Here is an 18431-nt window from a genome sequence, read left to right as displayed (position 1 = left end):
TGGCATGTCCCATGAATGAATGCACAAAATTTCAAGATGTATAATTTTATCAAACTATTACCATTGTTTTGCAAAGTTTTTCGTATCTTTGCCGATACGAATTAGTGCATACCATAGGAAACTTAAATTCAATTCTTTAAATAGATTACCCAAAACACTATGAGCAAAGAAAAAAAATTCTTGACCTGTGATGGTAACCAAGCTGCCGCACACGTGAGCTACATGTTCTCGGAAGTTGCAGCCATCTACCCCATCACTCCCTCGTCAACTATGGCTGAATATGTGGACGAATGGGCTGCCGCCGGTCGCAAAAACATCTTTGGCGAAACCGTGCTGGTACAGGAAATGCAGTCAGAAGGTGGAGCCGCAGGCGCCGTTCACGGTTCGCTTCAGGCCGGTGCTCTCACCACCACCTACACCGCATCGCAGGGTCTCCTGCTTATGATCCCCAACATGTACAAGATCGCCGGCGAGCTTCTCCCCAGCGTCTTCCATGTTTCGGCCCGTACGCTTGCATCTCACGCCCTCTCAATCTTCGGTGACCATCAGGATGTGATGTCCTGCCGTCAGACCGGCTTCGCCATGCTCGCCGAAGGTTCAGTGCAGGAGGTGATGGATCTCGCAGGTGTGGCTCACCTCGCCACCATCAAGAGCCGTGTGCCCTTCATCAACTTCTTCGACGGTTTCCGTACATCACACGAAATCCAGAAGATCGAGGAGATGGATCAGAACGATCTCGCTCCCCTCATCGATCAGGAAGCCCTCGCTGAGTTCCGCGCACGCGCACTCAACCCCAACAATCCCGTAGCCCGCGGTATGGCTGAGAACGGCGACGTATTCTTCCAGCACCGTGAAGCTTGCAACGAATACTACAACCGCGTTCCCGAAATCGTCGAGGCTTACATGAAGGAAATCACCCGTATCACCGGTCGTGAGTACGGTCTCTTCAACTACTACGGCGATCCCGAAGCAGAGCGCGTGATCATCGCTATGGGCTCTGTAACCCAGGCTGCTCAGGAGGCTATCGACCATCTCCGCGCACAGGGCGAGAAGGTTGGTCTCGTTGCAGTTCACCTCTACCGTCCCTTCTCTGCAAAGCACTTCCTTGCAGCAGTGCCCAAGACTGCCAAGGCTATCGCAGTGCTTGACCGCACCAAGGAACCCGGCGCAAACGGCGAGCCCCTCTATCTCGACGTTAAGGACTGCTTCTACGGCAAGGAGAATGCTCCCGTTATCGTAGGCGGCCGCTACGGTCTGGCTTCTAAGGACACCACTCCCGCCCAGATCATCGCAGTGTTCGAGAACCTCGCCCTCCCCATGCCCAAGGATCACTTCACCGTGGGTATCGTGGATGACGTTACTTTCACTTCACTTCCTGAGAAAGAAGAGATCGCCCTCGGCGGTGACACTTTCGAAGCTAAGTTCTACGGCCTCGGTGCTGACGGTACTGTAGGTGCCAACAAGAACTCTGTGAAGATCATCGGTGACAACACCAACAAGTATTGTCAGGCATACTTCGCATACGACTCCAAGAAGTCAGGCGGTTTCACCTGCTCTCACCTCCGTTTCGGTGACCAGCCCATCCGCTCTACTTATCTCGTGACCACTCCTAACTTCGTTGCTTGCCACGTTCAGGCATACCTCCACATGTATGACGTGACCCGTGGTCTCCGCAAGGGTGGCACATTCCTTCTCAATACTATCTGGGAAGGCGAGGAGCTTGCAAAGAATCTCCCCAACAAGATCAAGAAGTACTTCGCTGACAACGATATCACCGTTTACTATATCAACGCAACCAAGATCGCTCAGGAAATCGGCCTCGGTAACCGTACCAACACCATTCTCCAGAGCGCGTTCTTCCGCATCACCGAGGTTATCCCCGTTGATCTCGCAGTAGAGCAGATGAAGAAATTCATCGTCAAGAGCTACGGCAAGAAGGGTCAGGACGTGGTTGACAAGAACTATGCAGCCGTTGACCGCGGTGGCGAATACAAGCAGCTCGTCGTTGACAAGGCTTGGAGCAACCTCGAACCTGAGGCTCCCGCAGCTAACAACGATCCCGCATTCATCAACGACATCGTACGTCCGATCAACGCACAGGATGGCGACCTTCTCAAGGTCAGCGCATTCGCCGGCCGCGAGGATGGCACTTGGGAACAGGGTACCGCTGCTTACGAAAAGCGTGGTGTCGCAGCTTTCGTCCCCGAATGGCTCGAAGAAAACTGTATCCAGTGTAACAAGTGTGCATTCGTTTGTCCTCACGCTGCTATCCGTCCCTTCGTGCTCGACGCAAAGGAAATGGAGAACCTCCCCGTCAAGTCAGGTATCCCCGCTATCGGCAAGCAGTTCGCAGGCATGACCTTCATCCAGAGCGTTGACGTGCTCGACTGTCTCGGTTGCGGCAACTGTGTCGCTGTCTGCCCCGGCAAGAAGGGCGTGAAGGCTCTCGAAATGAAGCCCCTCGAAACTCAGCTCGAAGTCCAGAAGGAATGGGATTACTGCGTGAAGGAAGTTGCTTCCAAGCAGAACCTCGTCGATATCAAGAGCAACGTCAAGAACTCACAGTTCGCTACTCCGCTCTTTGAATTCTCAGGTGCTTGCTCCGGTTGCGGTGAAACTCCCTACGTTAAGCTCATCTCTCAGCTCTTCGGCGACCACGAAATCGTGGCTAACGCTACAGGCTGTTCTTCAATCTACTCTGGTTCAGTGCCCTCAACCCCCTATACTAAGAATGCCAAGGGTCAGGGTGTGGCTTGGGCCAACTCACTCTTCGAGGACTTCGCAGAATTCGGTCTCGGTATGACCCTCGCTCATGAGAAGCTTCAGGCACGTATCGCCGGTCTCATGCAGCAGGCTCTCGACTGCCCCGACTGCAGCGCAGAAATCAAGGAACTCGCCGGCAAGTGGCTTGAGAACCGCAATGACTTCGACGCTACCTCTGAAGTTGCCGAGAAGCTCATTCCTCTCTGCGAGGCTTGTGGCTGCGACATCTGCAAGGCTATCCTCGCCAACAAGGAGCACATCGTTAAGCGTTCACAGTGGATCATCGCCGGTGACGGTGCCGCATACGACATAGGTTTCGGCGGTCTTGACCACGTGCTCGCTTCAAATAAGAACGTCAACGTACTCGTTGTCGATACTGAGGTTTACTCTAACACCGGCGGTCAGTCATCAAAGGCTACTCCGCTCGGCGCAATCGCCAAGTTTGCCGCTGCCGGCAAGCGCATCCGCAAGAAGGACCTCGGCCTCATCGCTTCGACCTACGGTTACGTTTATGTTGCTCAGGTTGCCATGGGTGCTGACAACGCTCAGACTCTCAAGGCTATCCGTGAGGCAGAGGCTTACGACGGTCCCTCACTCATCATCGCTTACTCACCCTGTATCAACCACGGTATCCGCACAGGTATGGGTCACGCACAGGAAGAGCAGGCTAAGGCAGTTGAGTGTGGCTACTGGCACCTCTGGCGTTACAACCCCGCTCTCGAAGAAGAAGGCAAGAACCCCTTCTCACTCGATTCGAAAGAACCGCAGTGGGATAAGTTCGAGGACTTCCTCAAGGGTGAGGTGCGCTACGCTTCCGTAATGAAGCAGTATCCCGCAGAGGCAGCTGAGCTCTTCGCTGCAGCCAAGGCTAACGCACAGTGGCGTTATAACAACTACCGCCGTCTCGCACAGCAGCAGTGGGGTGTTGAGCCCGCTCCCGAAGTTAAGTAAGAATAAACTTACATAACATAGATCAGACAGTCACCCGTACGGCAACCCCGTGCGGGTGACTCGTTTTTTTATACCTTTTTTAGATGAGTTAGTGAAGAAAATATAATTGCCTGATGACTGTTTGACGCTATGACGAATTTTTTGTAATTTTGTCTCAATATATAACCTCATCAATAGCAAACAATACCATCATGGCTACAACATTGGTTAACACCGACTTTCATTTCCCCGGTCAGACCGCGGTATATCACGGCAAAGTGCGTGACGTTTATACCATCAATGATGATCTTCTCGTAATGGTCGCTACGGACCGCATTTCAGCGTTCGACGTGATCCTTCCCAAGGGTATTCCTTACAAGGGACAGGCTTTGAATCAGATCGCGGCATCATTCCTTGACGCCACGGCAGATATCGTTCCCAACTGGAAGCTTGCCGTGCCCGATCCGATGGTCACCGTCGGCTACCGTTGCGAGGGTCTGCGCCTCGAAATGATCATCCGCGGTTATCTTGCCGGCAGTGCTTGGCGTGACTACAAGAACGGTATGCGTGAGATCTGCGGCGTGAAGCTCCCCGAAGGAATGGTTGAGAACCAGCGTTTCCCCGAACCCATCATTACCCCCACTACGAAGGCTGATGCCGGCCATGACGAAAACATCTCGCGCGAGGAAGCTATCGCACAGGGAATCGTGACCGAGGAGCAGTTTGACACGATGGCTGCATATACCCGCGCCCTCTTCAAGAAGGGTACTGAAATGGCTGCAGAAAAGGGCCTTATCCTCGTGGATACCAAATATGAATTCGGTCTGCGCGATGGCAAAGTGATCCTGATTGATGAGATCCATACTCCCGACTCATCACGCTACTTCTATGCTGAAGGCTACGAGGAGCGTCTGGCCAAGGGTGAGCCCCAGCGTCAGCTCTCAAAGGAATTCGTGCGCGAATGGCTCATGGCCCACGGCTTCATGGGTAAGGAAGGCCAGCAGGTGCCCGAAATGACTGACGCTTTCTGCGAGGAAGTTTCGGAACGCTACATCGAGCTTTACGAACACATCACAGGCAAGAAATTCGAGCCCGCTCCCGAAACAAATCTTGCCGACCGTATCGCCGACAACGTGCTCAACTGTCTCAATACCCTCAATCCCTGATCGGATAGTCAGACAGGCTGTCGCACGGTCTTTAAGATCAACTCTATAACCGTCACACACACCATACCACTTTCCAACCGCAGATGCAGGTCGAGAAGATAACACCTTATACCGATGATTCGCGCCACAAGTCAGAACAGGTGCGCGAGATGTTCGATGCCATTGCGCCGGCTTATGACTTCATGAACCGCGCCATGACATTCGGCATTGACCGCCTGTGGCGACGCAAGGCCGTAAGGCTCATGCGTGACATCCCCCACGCTGAAGTGCTCGACATCGCTACCGGTACGGGCGATCTCGCCATACTTATGGCAGAGCGTCTCGGCGGCTCGCACATCACGGGTGTGGATCTCTCGGAAGGCATGGTGGAGATAGGATGCCGCAAGGTGGCCGACCGCGGGCTCTCTGACCGCGTGACGCTCACGACGGGCGATTGTCTCTGCCTCCCGTTTGCGGATAATTCATTTGACTGCATCACCTGCGCCTATGGTGTGAGAAACTTCGAGGATCTTGCGGCAGGTTATCGGGAAATGCAGCGAGTGTTGCGTCCCGGCGGACTTCTCGTGGTGCTCGAACTTTCTACTCCACCTTCGGCTCTGGTGCGCCCGTTCTATGATATATATACGCGCTATCTCATCCCGACGGTAGGGCGGATGGTATCAAAGGATACGCGTGCCTACAGCTATCTGCCGGAATCGATCGCAGCTGTCCCACAAAGGGAAAATATGTGTGAGGTGATGCGTGGTGCAGGTCTGACGGGCTGCAGCTATATCCCGCTGACGTTCGGCACGTGTACCATCTACACGGCTACCAAACCAAACTGAAAAAAGAATCAACTAACATTAAAAATAATCTCAAAAATCTAAAATCTTATGGCTAACAACAACAATAACCCCAATGAAATAAAGATCGAGCTTTCACCCGAAGTGGCACGCGGTATCTACTCTAACCTTGCCGTTATCTCACACGGTGCCAACGAGTTCTTCATGGACTTCATCACCATGGCTCCCAACATGCCTCAGGCCAAGGTGCAGTCACGCATCATCATGACTCCCGAAAATGCCAAGAATCTTCTCGGCGCGCTCATGGAGAACGTGAAGAAGTACGAGCAGACTTTCGGTGAGATCCGTCCCAAACGTCCCGTGAACACCGGTGGTGCCAACGGCGGCAACGGCGAGATCCCCAACCCCTTCATCATGGGTGGAAAGGCTTAAAGCTTAGTTCATAATTCATTTATTTAATTCATAATGCATAATGCATAATTCATAATAGGCTTACGCGTAACTTTCACCGTATCCACCAGTTATGAATTATGCATTATGCATTATGAATTATGAATTAATATAACGATGATTCCCAATAATCTAACTATCTACAACACCCTGACGCGCAGCAAGCAGCTTTTCGAGCCGCTCCACGAGGGAAAAGTGGGCATGTATGTGTGCGGTCCGACCGTCTATGGCGACGGTCACCTCGGCCATGCGCGTCCGGCTATCACTTTCGATATTCTTTTCCGCTATCTGCGTCATCTCGGCTACAAGGTGCGCTACGTGCGCAACATCACCGATGTGGGTCATCTCGAACACGATGCCGATGAGGGTGAGGACAAGATCGCCAAGAAGGCGCGTCTCGAACAGCTTGAACCGATGGAAGTGGTGCAGCACTATCTCACCCGCTACCATAAGGCTATGGACGCACTCAATGTGCTCCCCCCGTCCATCGAGCCTCACGCGTCCGGTCATATCATCGAGCAGATCGAGTATATTAAGAGCATCCTTGACAGCGGCTATGCCTACATCTCGGACGGCTCGGTCTATTTTGATGTCCCCAAGTTCAACAAGGAGCATCCCTACGGCAAGCTTTCAGGACGTAATATCGACGAGCTTTACGCCAACACCCGCACGCTCGACGGTCAGGACCAGAAGCGTCATCCCGCCGATTTCGCTCTTTGGAAGAAAGCTGCCCCTGAGCACATCATGCACTGGCCATCGCCTTGGAGCGAAGGATTTCCCGGCTGGCATCTCGAATGCTCGACGATGGGTGAGAAATACCTCGGTGAGACGTTTGATATCCACGGTGGAGGAATGGATCTCATGTTCCCCCATCACGAATGTGAGATCGCGCAGTCAGTGGCCCACAACGGTCATGAAACTGTCCGCTACTGGATGCACAACAACATGATCACCATCAACGGCAAGAAGATGGGCAAGTCGCTCGGCAACTTCATCACTCTCGATGAGTTCTTCAACGGCACGCATCCGCTGCTCGACCAGCCTTACTCGCCGATGACCATCCGCTTCTTCATCCTGCAGGCTCATTACCGAGGGACGGTCGATTTCTCCAATGAGGCCCTCAAGGCTTCCGAGAAGGCTCTCGGACGAATGCTCGAAGGCTATCGCCGTCTTCAGGAACTGACTCCGTCAGCCGAATCGACCATCGACGTGAGCGAAATCCGCCGCAAGTGCTATGAGGCTATGGACGACGATCTCAATACTCCTATGGTTATCGCCAACCTCTACGATGCCCTCCGTCTGGTCAATCAGGTAAAGGACGGCCATGCAAAGGCTACGCAGGCCGACATTGACGAGCTGAAAGCGGTATTCGACATCTTCCTTGTGGATATTCTCGGTGTGCGTACCGAAATGACAGGCAGCGGTGACAATCCAGAAGCTCTGCGTCCGTTTGAGGAAGCCGTCGATCTTCTGCTGGAAATCCGTGGCAATGCCAAGGCTGCCAAGGATTGGGCCACATCCGATCTGATCCGTGACCGCATGGCGGCTATAGGTTTCACAGTCAAGGATACAAAAGACGGTGCCGAGTGGAAGTTAAGCTGATAAGTGGTTACCTCGCTTGGGCTACTGAAACATTTCAAAGGTGGGGAGTGGGCGATGACCTGCTCCGCGCCTTAGCTACCTTGCTGATAGCCGGTGGCGCATTCCTTATAGCGTGTCTGCTCTACTTTGTGCTGACACGCTATGTCATTCCTGCGGTGTTGAAACTCGTGAGTTTCACCGAAGCGCGATGGGACGACGTGCTTTTCAACGAACGTCTCCTCCGCGTGGTCGCCGAACTCGCCTCCGTGCTGCTTATGCAGGCCACTGTCCCTCCGGGGCTTGAATATTATCCAACGTTGCAGACGGTTGCGGTCCTTACGTTCAAGATCCTGATCGTCTGTGTCGGGGTTCATCTCGTCAACCGCTTCCTGATTGCTCTCTACGATCTCGTGGAGAATTCCTCATCGGGACGCACGTCGTCACTCAAGGGTATCCGCCAGATGCTTCAGGTGATAGCGGTGTCGGTGGGCGTGATTATCGTTATCTCCATTCTTGCCGACAAGAATCCGCTTACGGTCATGACCGGTCTCGGAGCGGCAGCAACGGTGCTGATGTTGGTGTTCAAGGATTCGATAATGGGAGTAGTGGCCGGTGTGCAGCTTACGCTTAACGATATGTTGCGTCCCGGTGACTGGATCACAGTGCCAGCACGCAACATCAACGGAACTGTGCTTGAAGTTGGTCTGACGACCGTCAAGGTTCAGAATTTCGACATGACTATTGTCACTGTCCCGCCTTATGCGCTCGTCAGCGAATCGTTTCAGAACTGGCGCGGCATGACCGATTCGCGCGGACGCCGCGTGAACCGCGCAGTGACCATTGATGTGGATAGCGTCGATTTCTGCACGGACGAGATGATCGCTGCCTTCCGTCAGGAGGAGTGGTGGGGCGATCTTGATCCGGAGATGCGCCACGTCAATCTGACCGTCTTCCGCCGCTATCTGGAGCATTATATCTCACGGCTTCCCGATCTGAAATCGAGTCCGGAGATGGTCTATATGGTGCGAGAGCTTGCTCCTACGCCCAACGGCATACCTCTCGAACTCTATCTCTTCACATCGGTGACATCATGGAAGCCTTACGAGCACTTTCAGGCTGCCGTCATCGACCACGTGCTTGCTTCGGTGCATCGTTTCGGTCTGCGCATATATCAGGCTCCGTCGGGACGCGACATCGCGCTTCTGGCCGGCGCACGTCAATAAAAAAACTATACCATAAACCAATATTTATGAAATATCGCAAATGTGGGCGGAGCGGTGTCTTTCTGCCTGAAATATCGCTCGGCCTGTGGCATAATTTCGGTGAGGTCAATGACTATGCCGAGGCTCGCCGCATGATCCTTACCGCTTTCAGTAAGGGAGTGTGTCATTTTGATCTCGCCAACAACTACGGTCCGCCTCCCGGCAGTGCGGAGGGGACTTTCGGACGTGTGCTCCGTGAGGATCTTGCAGCTCACCGCGACGAGATGTTTATTTCCTCCAAGGCGGGTCACGATATGTGGCCCGGCGTCTATGGTACAGGCTCGTCGCGCAAGAATCTTATCGCTTCATGCGATGCGAGTCTGCGTCGCACGGGATTGGACTATTTCGACGTGTTCTATTCTCACCGCTACGATGGAGTAACGCCCGTCGAGGAAACCATGCAGGCTCTTATCGACATTGTGCGCTCCGGTAAGGCTCTCTATGCAGGTATTTCAAAATATCCTCCTGAGCAGCAGAAACTTGCTTGCGATATACTCCGTGAGGCCAAAGTCCCTTGTCTTCTGAGCCAGTATCGGGCCTCGATGTTTGATCGCAAGGCCATTGAGGAGAATTTCGACGTAGCGGTAGAGGCGGGGAGCGGAATCATCTGCTTTTCACCTCTCGCACAGGGCTTGTTGACAGATAAATACCTCAACGGTATTCCGGCCGATAGCCGTGCTGCAAATAAGGATGGCTTCCTTAAAATTACAGATGTCACTCATGAGAAAGTAGAGGCTGCACGGATGCTCAACGATATCGCGGCATCGCGCGGTCAGACGCTTGCGCAAATGGCCGTAGCGTGGCTTTTGGCCGACCGCCGTGTGACCTCGGTTATCATCGGTGCATCGTCAGTCCGTCAGCTTGAATCCAATCTTGCCGCCATCGACAGCCCGGAATTTACTTCCGGTCAGCTTGATGAGATCCGCCGTATAATAGAGCCATCCCTTTTATAAAATAAGATATTTATAAGTCAAAATGGGTGTTTTTATGATTTTTTTGCATGCACCAAATTACATAATGTTGATTTATAGAGAGACAAACCTCATAGAAATATGGAAATTTATTATAGCTCAAACGTTTTGAGCTATAATAAATCTCTGACTGATGGTATGTTTACAGAGATTTTAGCACCCATTTTGACCTATACGCCTAAAATAATCTCTGCTATCGTGTGTAAATGGAGTTTGAAATATTAAAATTATATTTTGATAAATGAAAATAAATATTGTTGTATGGCACATAGTATTATCAATAATCATCTTCGGACTAATGTCATGTAGATCTTCCGGGGAAAATAATGAAGTATTAGAATACATAGATAGTATGTGTTCCGTACATCCTCAGAAAGCCATTCAATTGCTTGACAGTATGAACGTCTGTGAGTTGTCTGAATCGGATAAACATTATTATGATTTACTTACTATAAAGGCAAATGATAAGGCTTATGTTGTTCATAAGTCTGATAGTCTAATCCGAGATGTAGTTGATTATTATTCTTCCTATGGAGATCAATCACTTTATCCAATTTCTCTATATTACGCTGGGCGCGTTTATTCAGATTTAGGAGATTATCCCACTGCGCTTCGTCACTTTCAAAATGTTCTCCAAATTATACCTGAGAAAAAGGAAAATTTATCATTCATCGCACCTGTAATAAGTCAAACAGCACGTGTTTTGGATCGTCTAAGATTGTACTCTCAGGCTCTTCCTTATTTACAGAAATCAATAGAAATTGGAGAATTATTGAACGATACTCTACAAATGGCCTATGGAAATGATCTAATGTGTAAGGTTCAACTTCACATAGGTAATTTAGATGCAGCGAGAAGATATAATTCCGAAGCCATAAAGTTTATGTCGTCTTTATCTTCTGTATCCCGCTCAGATATGAAAATTGACTTAGCGTCAATATTATATCGTGAGGGGAAAAATGATTCAGCACTACAAATCATTCGTAATTTACCGGATGAAGTAGATATCCTCTGTAGAAATTATGCACTTATAGTAGCTGCGAGGATATATCTTAAGGCAGGAATTGCGGATACTGCTTACATGTATGCCCATGAATTAGCTATGAGTAATGATCCCAATAATCGTAATGCATTCAAACTGATTTTTTCTTCTGATTTTTCTCAATATGTACCTAAAGATACCCTTCTTTCCTTTATCCCTCTATATAAGAAAGCTGTGGAGAATTACTTAAATAATAGTGAAGTAGAAGCAGCAGCAATTCAAAATTCATATTATAATTACCAAATGCATTTGCATGAAAAGGAGTCAGCTGTTAGAGTAAGGAATAGATTATTTATTATTCTTTTGATTGTATCACTAATAGCTATTTCAGCAATTGCCGTGGTTGTGTGTTTGCGATTAAAGAATCTTCAGCAGATTGTACGTCTTCAAAGAGCGTTGGCTTTAATAAAAGCCCTTCAACAATCCTCAACTGAACAAAATAAATTTATTACGGACTCATCTGTCAAATCCGAAACTACGGTTCTACGAGAGAAAATATTAAAGGAATTTGAAGTCTTAGAGAGAGATCGGAAACAGATATTTTCAGTACGACAAAATTTAATTCAGTCGGATATATATAACAGACTTTCTCTGATGATTCAAAAGAGGAAGGCACTTAAATATGATGATCCTCTATGGCATGATCTGCGACGAGTGATTGAGAATGATGCGCCTGGGTTTAAAGGTCGTCTAGATACTCTTACCAATTGTCATCTTTCCAATTCAGATTTCCAGATTGCTTTATTGATGCGTTTTGGGATATCTCCAACTAATATGGCTGTACTGCTGAATCGTACAAAAAGTACTATTACCTCCCGACGTTCGACCTTATGTAATAAAATTTTTGGTTCTAAAGTTAATATTAAGCTTTTAGATGCTCTAATTCTCTATATATAATTAATTGCTATTGATGTAGTTATAATGTAAAAGAACAAAACCGTACTATTTCCGTACTAGAAATTTTCGATATATATAGGATAAAGGTGTACTTTTACAAAAAATAACTAAATCAGTATGAACCGAAGTATTTTATTAATTACGTGTGTGATCTGTCTTTTATATTATGCAGTACCTGCGATGGCCAATAATTCTATCACAGTAGATATGGAAGAACAGATGTCCGAATCAGAGCCAGAGGATCCTGACGATATTCCATCAAAGGGTTTACGTTCACCGAGCAGAAGAATTATGTGTAAATTGAATATGGATAGTAAAACCATATTGCTACAATACTCATTAGAAATTACATCGTTTGAACTTTGGGATTCAGAACTAAATTACCCGATCATAATAACAGATGATCCGAATATTTTTGTAGACCGACTTCTGTATCTTGAGGGGTGTTATAAATTGAAGCTTATAAGTGAATCACACAAGTATGTCGGTAGTTTGTGCTTATAACTAAAAGTATTAGTAAATAAAAAAGTATTAGTAAATAAATTGTATTTATGCGGAAAATAATAACTTATTTTATAATAATTTTGGCCATTGGAATGGTAGCCTCATGTGCCTCAAATGAGGTAGCTCCCATATTTTCAACAGAGTCCAAAGAGCAGTATATGGATCCTACTATATACTCGATGATGATGTCAATACCTGAAAATGAACGACCGTTAGCATTTGAAAGAAGAAAGGCTGCTCAAATAGTGGGTGAATATATTGTGTTATCAGATAATCAATATTCTTTAGAACTCACACAGCAAGAAGCAGAAAAGCTTGGAGTCAGGGATACAATATATGATATTGTATTAAAAGAAATTAATGATATAAATAAATTTGTGACTGAACAAATGGAAAAGGGTGATACTCTGAGCCTTCCTGACATACAAGCATCACTAAAAAGATACAAGAATCCTGAAATTCAATATAAGCCCGAAACATTTAAATCTAAGAGACTTTCAAGAGCAGGTTCAATGAAGGCGGCTGGGCGATTAGAGTCGTTTTCGAATGAACCTGTGCAAGCTACTTTTAAAGCAGTTAGTGGTACTACTGAAGTGGTATTTTGGTGTGTTCCCAAAGTAGCTATCTTTCCAATTTATGTGTGCTCAGTATCTGCATTTGGTGCAACAAATTCAAAAACCTTGATAAGTGCAATTGGATGTAATAGAACTACTTCAGTCACCGTTCCTGCTTCAGGTTCAGATGTAATTGCTACTGTGGAGTTCAGAACTTCAGACATGAATGGAGGGTATTGTAGTTGGACCGCATATTAATAATTATTAGAAATATGAAGTATAAGAAACATTTTGAGGCACTGATGGTGCTTGCTCTGTCTTTTATCATGGCTGCGTGTTCGCAGTCAGCAACTCCTACGTCTGACACTCAGACGGGTGAAGAGATTATAGTGGCTTATGAGGATCCGGAAGCTGAACAGTTCGAAGACGCTATTAAGGATCTTCCAAAAGAGAAGCAGGACGAACTGCGTCTCCGGCGTAAGGCTGCACTTGCACTCTATCCTCACCTCAAACTTGATGGTCAGGAGTACCGTATTGATATCTCTGCGGAGGAGGCTGCAAAGTTAGGTGTTCCCGACTGGATCTATGAAGCGGTAAAGAGGGATCTCGCAGAAACCAATAAAACAATTGCCACCATGGCTGCCGAAGGTGTGGAATTGGATCTCCCCGATCCGGAAGAAATCGTCAAGAAAATGACTCCCATAAATAAGTAAGGAACTCGATGAAGGCGCACTGAAATCAACGGATAACAAAATAGCTGAGAATCTACTATTTTGTTATCCGTTGATTTTTTATATCCCTTCTCCGTATTCCAGATTCAAGGGTATAAAAACCAAACGAGAAGATGATATCACATCGTCTTCTCGCTTAGATAATAAACCAATCATTATCACATTTCTTGCAATGGAAAAAGTTTTTTTACTTTGTCTATAAAACGAATTAGCCTTGGAAATGGTTCGGTGCAACATAAAAAAAATGATATTTTATTTTAAATCCCTTGCCAGCTCCCTGATAAATGGCTAACTTAGCAATCGGAAAAATGAAACCGCTGTTAACATTGTTTAGCTGATGTGTGCATGATTGTTGCACATGCCATGTCTTAACTTTGCAGCGAAGGATGAATTGGAAATAATAAAACAAGATAAATATGGCAAAAAAAGAAGCAACCATAAAGGGAGCTAAGGAGAAGGAAACAGATCCCGCAAAGGCCAAACTCAACGCCCTTGCGCAAGCTCTCGGAAATATTGAGAAAAGTTTCGGTCGCGGAGCCATCATGAAGCTCGGCGATGAAAACATAGAGAATGTCGAGGTGATCCCTACCGGTTCGATCGGCCTCAATCATGCTCTCGGCGTAGGTGGTTATCCCAAAGGCCGAATCATTGAAATCTACGGTCCGGAATCGTCAGGTAAGACCACACTTGCCATCCATGCCATTGCCGAGGCACAGAAGGCGGGAGGTATCGCAGCCATCATCGATGCGGAGCACGCGTTTGACCGTTTCTATGCCGAAAAACTCGGTGTGGATGTCAATAATCTCCTCATGGCGCAGCCCGACAACGGCGAACAGGCCCTTGAAATAGCCGAGCAGCTCATCCGCTCGTCGGCCATTGACATTCTCGTGATCGACTCCGTGGCAGCTCTTACTCCCAAGAGCGAGATCGACGGCGATATGGGCGATAAGAACGTCGGTGTTCAGGCTCGACTCATGTCACAGGCTATGCGTAAGCTCACCGGTACTATCTCACGCACGAACACTACCTGTATCTTCATCAATCAGCTCCGCGAGAAGATCGGTGTGATGTTTGGCCCGTCGGAGACAACGACCGGTGGTAACGCCCTGAAGTTCTATGCCTCTGTCCGTATCGATATCCGTCCCAGCACAGCCATTAAGGACGGTGACGACGTGCTCGGCAAGCTCACCAAGGTAAAGGTCGTGAAGAACAAGGTTGCGCCCCCCTTCAAGCGTGCTGAATTCGACATTATGTTTGGTGAAGGTATCTCGCGCAGTGGTGAGATCATTGACCTCGGTGTGGAACTCGGCATTATCAAGAAGAGCGGTTCATGGTTCTCCTACAATGATTCCAAACTCGCTCAGGGACGCGATGCGGCCAAGCGTGTGATTCAGGATAATCCTGAACTTGCCGATGAACTTGAGGCTCTGATCATGGAGGCTCTGAAAAGTAAGGAAGCACGTCCCGGTGCTAAGAAAGACACTGCTAAGAAGGGTGACAAAAAGGAAGCGGCAGACTCTGACGAGCCTACAGCTGACGACATCAAGGCTGTCGATGACTCTCTCTTTGATGACGAAGACCTCCCCGACGACTTCTCGATCGAGGAAGATATCTGATTCCATACTCTCAAAAGCCCCTCACATCCACTGAATTTGTAGGGACGCGGCGTGCCGCGTATGCCGAATGAAATAGTAATAGCCTGTATTTCAAACAGATTGATTATCTCAGGCTGATGTATTCAATTCGGCATACGCGGCACGCCGCGTCCCTACAAATACAATTGTGATATTGCTGTAAGTCAATTTATTAGATGCGAGGATTTTTACCTGTTCAGTTCACTCCTAATTCCGGATGAGAAAGGTTTGTGCCTACCTCCTTGCCTTTGCGGCGAGTAGGCGATGGCCAAGGCGGCAATAGAGGCATTTGCGCGGTTGGCAATAGTTGCGTCGTAGATGTATTAGAGCCTGCGAGGTGAAAGCGTCCTTACTCCCTATTCCGGCCGAACCGAACAGAGTCACTATCGAATTATTCTCCGACGGTAAGTCATGCAGCAGATCCACGGCCCTGCTGCATAACTCTTCATCGCCATGTAGCGTTCCGTAGGCCATCATGAGCGGTGCGGCCACGTTGATCAGAAGAATGTCCGTCGAACTACGGCTCAGACATTCGTAACTGCGTTCGCTGGCCGGTCCGAAAGTGAAATGCGTGGCCCAGTAGCCAGTAAGAGGTTCATTGAATATACCACGGAGCGCATCAACTCCTTCCGACTTGATTATGCGGCTTACCAGACGGGAGTCGGAGGCCACGAGCCGTGCAAGTAAGGCTATGCGCCGGTGGGGAAAATTGTGCGGACGCATCCTTGCCATCTTCCATCCGAGAGGCTGGAGAGGCTTCAACGAGAATTTATGTGCGAAAAAGCGGTGTTCACGATCGAGAGTCGCCACGTAAGGGTCATCCTTGGGTGCTTTCTCAAGAAATCCTCCCTGTCCGAACATCAGAGCCTCGATAGCCACGTCTGAATCGCTGTGCTTGCGCAGGAAATGCAGCGGGAGCGACATGGCCAGACGCTCCATCGGTTCGGAATTGGTGCTGAAACCGAGGGCACGGGCAAGAATCACGTAGCAAGTCTGTTCCCAGTCGCCCGCATATTGTTTCAGCAGATCTTCGATATGACCCGCCTTGGCATAGAGGCGTTCGTAGGCAAGAGAGGTAAGCCAGTCAGTCAGATGGAGACTTGACAGCTCCGGAATCTCCCGCGCACATGGCAGGTCAATGTCGGCTCTATCCACGAGCTCATGATAACGGCAATGGAATTCCGGCGAGCAGGCCATGCGCATCTGGGGGATCACCTCGCCGTTACTGCGGCAGATCTGCGTGTCGTCCTTATCCACGACGTGGAGCACCACTGAATCATAAGCCCGGTCACCGTCGTGGCGATGACGGTGCCAGTCGCTTGCGCGGACATGAATCTCCACGTCACCGACCCAGAGATTGTCGCCGATCTTTACCTTGGCATTGAAAAAATCAGGCCCCGCGTCGGTATTGAGCCGACCGGGGTCTATGACTGATACCCTGCGGCCATCCACAGTGACGAGATCAGTCTGCACAAGCAGCCGATGTTGCCACACATATTGCATCAGTCGCTCCATTTTTGCGTCAGGAGTGGGGGATGGATTGGAGGGTAAGAATGGTTAGTTGTAAGATGGAAAGACAGGAGCTTAGAGATCGTCGGCAATACGGTTGAAAGCCACCATCTTCAGAGCCGTCTCGGCAAATTCCTTGCCTTTGCCTCCTGCGACACGGTCAAGAGCCTGCTGCTCCTCGTTGACAGTGAGCACACCGAATATCACCGGAATGTCGCAATCGGCATTGAGCTGTGTGATTCCCTGAGTGACGCTCTGACACACGTAGTCGAAATGGGGAGTATCACCCTTGATCACACATCCGATCACGATTACAGCATCGAAATTGCCCGACTCGATGAGTTTCGATGCAGCGAAAGTAAGCTCGACAGCACCGGGGACATCCACGGTAGCGATATCATCGTCCGTCAGACCGTAGTCTTTAAGCATCTTTACGGCATCGTCACGGAGCGCACCTGTGATGTGTGTGTTCCATTCTGCGGTAGCGATGGCGATTCTTACATTTTCAACTTCGGGGAGAGCACTCTTTGGGTTGTATTGTGACATTATTGTAGTTTAAGGTTATTTCTTTAATTTATTTCGGGAATATCTTGTGCCAGATGGCGAGTATGTCGAGCGATGAGCTGCGGGCGTTGAACAGTATATCCACAATTCTGCGGTGCTCCTCGGTCGCGTTGATCTTAGTGGCTTTATGGAGCATGGTGTTGAGCAGATGGATACCCTTTTCCTTCATGGCACTGACACGCAGCATAGCCTCTCCGAGCGATATGGACAGCTGCAGCTGGCGCAGGGTGAAGTCGGGTTCGATCTTGGTCAGATATTTCAGTGCGCGGGTATAGTACTGCATCGCTTCGCGGTGGCGTCCCATCTGTGCGAGGGTATCGCCTTCGGCCTTTATGGAATCTACCAGTCGGCCTGTGGCCTCGCTTACGCCAGCGTTGACCTCTTGCAGATAGGTTGAAGTGGCCACCTGATAGTGCGCGAGGAGTTCGGCTTGCTTCACGCGGTTACGGTAAGTGGCCGTCGCTGCGTTGAGAGCCATCACGTGGAGTGAGGCGTATCGTTCGGGATTGCTCTTGGCGAGACGTTCGAATATTTTAAGAGCCTTTGACAGTTCGCGTTCTGCCTGCTTGTATTCCTTGCGTTGGGTATGGAGGAATGCTATGTCGTAGAGCAACGCGCCGAGTATCTGCAGAAAGGGTTCATCCTTGCGCTTGGCTTCCTGCGAGAGCAGGGTCAGCACCGAGGCTGCGGTTGCTGTCGCAGCTTCAGTGTCCTCCTTCTCGATAAAGAGAGCGGTCAGTATCTGGAGGAGGGCTGCATGGATGTCAAGCAGGGCATGATCCTCCTCACCCGAACGTGTGATCAGCGCGTCGATTTCCTCAACATCTTGTATCGCCTTGTCGATTTCCCCACGTTCGACCATCTCGATGGCTGTCGTGCGCAGAAAATCGTAGGCAGTGTCAAACTCCACCTCACCTATGGCGTGACGGAGTTCCGACATGGAACGGTTGCGCTTCATCAGGGTGCGGAGCGAGGATATGTCGGTGGTCGGTTTTGCAAACAGACCTTCGAGCGAGATAGCTTTCATTTAGATGCTTCGGGGTTGGGGGAAATGGGTTGGGGGATGGTGTTGATCCGTCGGATAGTGCGTA

General features: G+C 49.2%; 13 protein-coding genes and 1 pseudogene. 11 read left to right on the top strand and 3 right to left on the bottom strand.

The genetic code is table 11. The annotated features are described in order from the left end of the window. The first annotated feature begins 159 nt into the window (after positions 1-159). From nifJ to recA, 11 genes and pseudogenes are all read left to right on the top strand, one after another. Positions 160-3714: a pyruvate:ferredoxin (flavodoxin) oxidoreductase gene (gene nifJ, locus K2G41_RS07890; protein WP_300117061.1), complete on the top strand. Its 3555-nt coding sequence runs from the start codon at positions 160-162 to the stop codon at positions 3712-3714. A gap of 191 nt (positions 3715-3905) precedes the next feature. Beyond that, entirely contained in the window at positions 3906-4859 is a 954-nt protein-coding gene (locus tag K2G41_RS07885; RefSeq protein WP_300117059.1) for a phosphoribosylaminoimidazolesuccinocarboxamide synthase, read from the top strand. Positions 4860-4942: 83 nt separating this feature from the next. Further along, positions 4943-5683 (top strand): bifunctional demethylmenaquinone methyltransferase/2-methoxy-6-polyprenyl-1,4-benzoquinol methylase UbiE, encoded by a 741-nt coding sequence (ubiE, locus tag K2G41_RS07880; RefSeq protein ID WP_300117057.1) that lies wholly within the window; start codon positions 4943-4945, stop codon positions 5681-5683. Positions 5684-5731: 48 nt separating this feature from the next. Next, positions 5732-6073 carry a DUF3467 domain-containing protein gene (locus K2G41_RS07875; RefSeq protein WP_300117055.1) on the top strand — a complete coding sequence of 114 codons (342 nt, stop codon included), beginning with the start codon at positions 5732-5734 and terminating at the stop codon, positions 6071-6073. 138 nt (positions 6074-6211) lie between these two features. Then, positions 6212-7693 carry a cysteine--tRNA ligase gene (gene cysS / locus K2G41_RS07870; RefSeq protein WP_300117153.1) on the top strand — a complete coding sequence of 494 codons (1482 nt, stop codon included), beginning with the start codon at positions 6212-6214 and terminating at the stop codon, positions 7691-7693. Beyond that, positions 7678-8895: a mechanosensitive ion channel domain-containing protein gene (locus K2G41_RS07865; protein WP_300117053.1), complete on the top strand. Its 1218-nt coding sequence runs from the start codon at positions 7678-7680 to the stop codon at positions 8893-8895. Before cysS ends, K2G41_RS07865 begins: the two co-directional genes overlap by 16 nt. 26 nt (positions 8896-8921) lie before the next feature. After that, the gene (locus K2G41_RS07860; RefSeq protein ID WP_300117051.1) at positions 8922-9887 is read left to right on the top strand and encodes an aldo/keto reductase; all 966 of its coding nucleotides are present in this window, start codon (positions 8922-8924) and stop codon (positions 9885-9887) included. Positions 9888-10146: 259 nt separating this feature from the next. Next, the gene (locus tag K2G41_RS07855; RefSeq protein WP_300117049.1) at positions 10147-11844 is read left to right on the top strand and encodes a hypothetical protein; all 1698 of its coding nucleotides are present in this window, start codon (positions 10147-10149) and stop codon (positions 11842-11844) included. A gap of 551 nt (positions 11845-12395) precedes the next feature. Continuing rightward, positions 12396-13160, top strand: coding sequence for a hypothetical protein (locus tag K2G41_RS07850; protein ID WP_300117047.1), 765 nt, complete (start codon positions 12396-12398; stop codon positions 13158-13160). A 14-nt stretch (positions 13161-13174) separates the two neighbouring features. Beyond that, a complete protein-coding gene (locus K2G41_RS07845) occupies positions 13175-13615 on the top strand; it encodes a hypothetical protein (protein ID WP_300117045.1) in 441 nt (146 codons plus the stop codon). A gap of 434 nt (positions 13616-14049) precedes the next feature. Beyond that, positions 14050-15087 (top strand): annotated as a pseudogene (recA, locus tag K2G41_RS07840) (recombinase RecA); the annotation flags it as partial. Positions 15088-15501: 414 nt separating this feature from the next. On the opposite strand, the gene K2G41_RS07835 reads toward recA, so the two are convergent. The 3 genes from K2G41_RS07835 to K2G41_RS07825 all read right to left on the bottom strand — a co-directional run bounded on the left by K2G41_RS07835 (position 15502) and on the right by K2G41_RS07825 (position 18367). Continuing rightward, complete coding sequence (locus K2G41_RS07835) at positions 15502-16782, bottom strand: DUF2851 family protein (RefSeq protein ID WP_300117043.1); 1281 nt, start codon at positions 16780-16782, stop codon at positions 15502-15504. Between the two features lie 69 nt (positions 16783-16851). Then, a complete protein-coding gene (gene ribH / locus K2G41_RS07830; protein WP_300117041.1) occupies positions 16852-17322 on the bottom strand; it encodes a 6,7-dimethyl-8-ribityllumazine synthase in 471 nt (156 codons plus the stop codon). A gap of 28 nt (positions 17323-17350) precedes the next feature. Continuing rightward, positions 17351-18367, bottom strand: coding sequence for a hypothetical protein (locus K2G41_RS07825; protein WP_300117039.1), 1017 nt, complete (start codon positions 18365-18367; stop codon positions 17351-17353). Positions 18368-18431 lie beyond the last annotated feature (64 nt).

The sequence above is a fragment of the Duncaniella sp. genome (assembly GCF_029056165.1).
Lineage (GTDB): Bacteria > Bacteroidota > Bacteroidia > Bacteroidales > Muribaculaceae > Duncaniella.
The sequence above is the reverse complement of the archived record's forward strand: the minus strand, read 5'-3'. Positions and strand labels throughout refer to the sequence as shown.

What these genes read in the sequence shown, in the direction of transcription:
- nifJ (WP_300117061.1), top strand. Translation starts at nt 160, where the DNA reads ATGAGCAAAGAAAAAAAATTCTTGACCTGTGATGGTAACCAAGCTGCC.
- K2G41_RS07885 (WP_300117059.1), top strand. Translation starts at nt 3,906, where the DNA reads ATGGCTACAACATTGGTTAACACCGACTTTCATTTCCCCGGTCAGACC.
- ubiE (WP_300117057.1), top strand. Translation starts at nt 4,943, where the DNA reads ATGCAGGTCGAGAAGATAACACCTTATACCGATGATTCGCGCCACAAG.
- K2G41_RS07875 (WP_300117055.1), top strand. Translation starts at nt 5,732, where the DNA reads ATGGCTAACAACAACAATAACCCCAATGAAATAAAGATCGAGCTTTCA.
- K2G41_RS07860 (WP_300117051.1), top strand. Translation starts at nt 8,922, where the DNA reads ATGAAATATCGCAAATGTGGGCGGAGCGGTGTCTTTCTGCCTGAAATA.
- K2G41_RS07855 (WP_300117049.1), top strand. Translation starts at nt 10,147, where the DNA reads ATGAAAATAAATATTGTTGTATGGCACATAGTATTATCAATAATCATC.
- K2G41_RS07850 (WP_300117047.1), top strand. Translation starts at nt 12,396, where the DNA reads ATGCGGAAAATAATAACTTATTTTATAATAATTTTGGCCATTGGAATG.
- K2G41_RS07845 (WP_300117045.1), top strand. Translation starts at nt 13,175, where the DNA reads ATGAAGTATAAGAAACATTTTGAGGCACTGATGGTGCTTGCTCTGTCT.
- K2G41_RS07835 (WP_300117043.1), bottom strand. Translation starts at nt 16,782, where the DNA reads ATGGAGCGACTGATGCAATATGTGTGGCAACATCGGCTGCTTGTGCAG.
- ribH (WP_300117041.1), bottom strand. Translation starts at nt 17,322, where the DNA reads ATGTCACAATACAACCCAAAGAGTGCTCTCCCCGAAGTTGAAAATGTA.
- K2G41_RS07825 (WP_300117039.1), bottom strand. Translation starts at nt 18,367, where the DNA reads ATGAAAGCTATCTCGCTCGAAGGTCTGTTTGCAAAACCGACCACCGAC.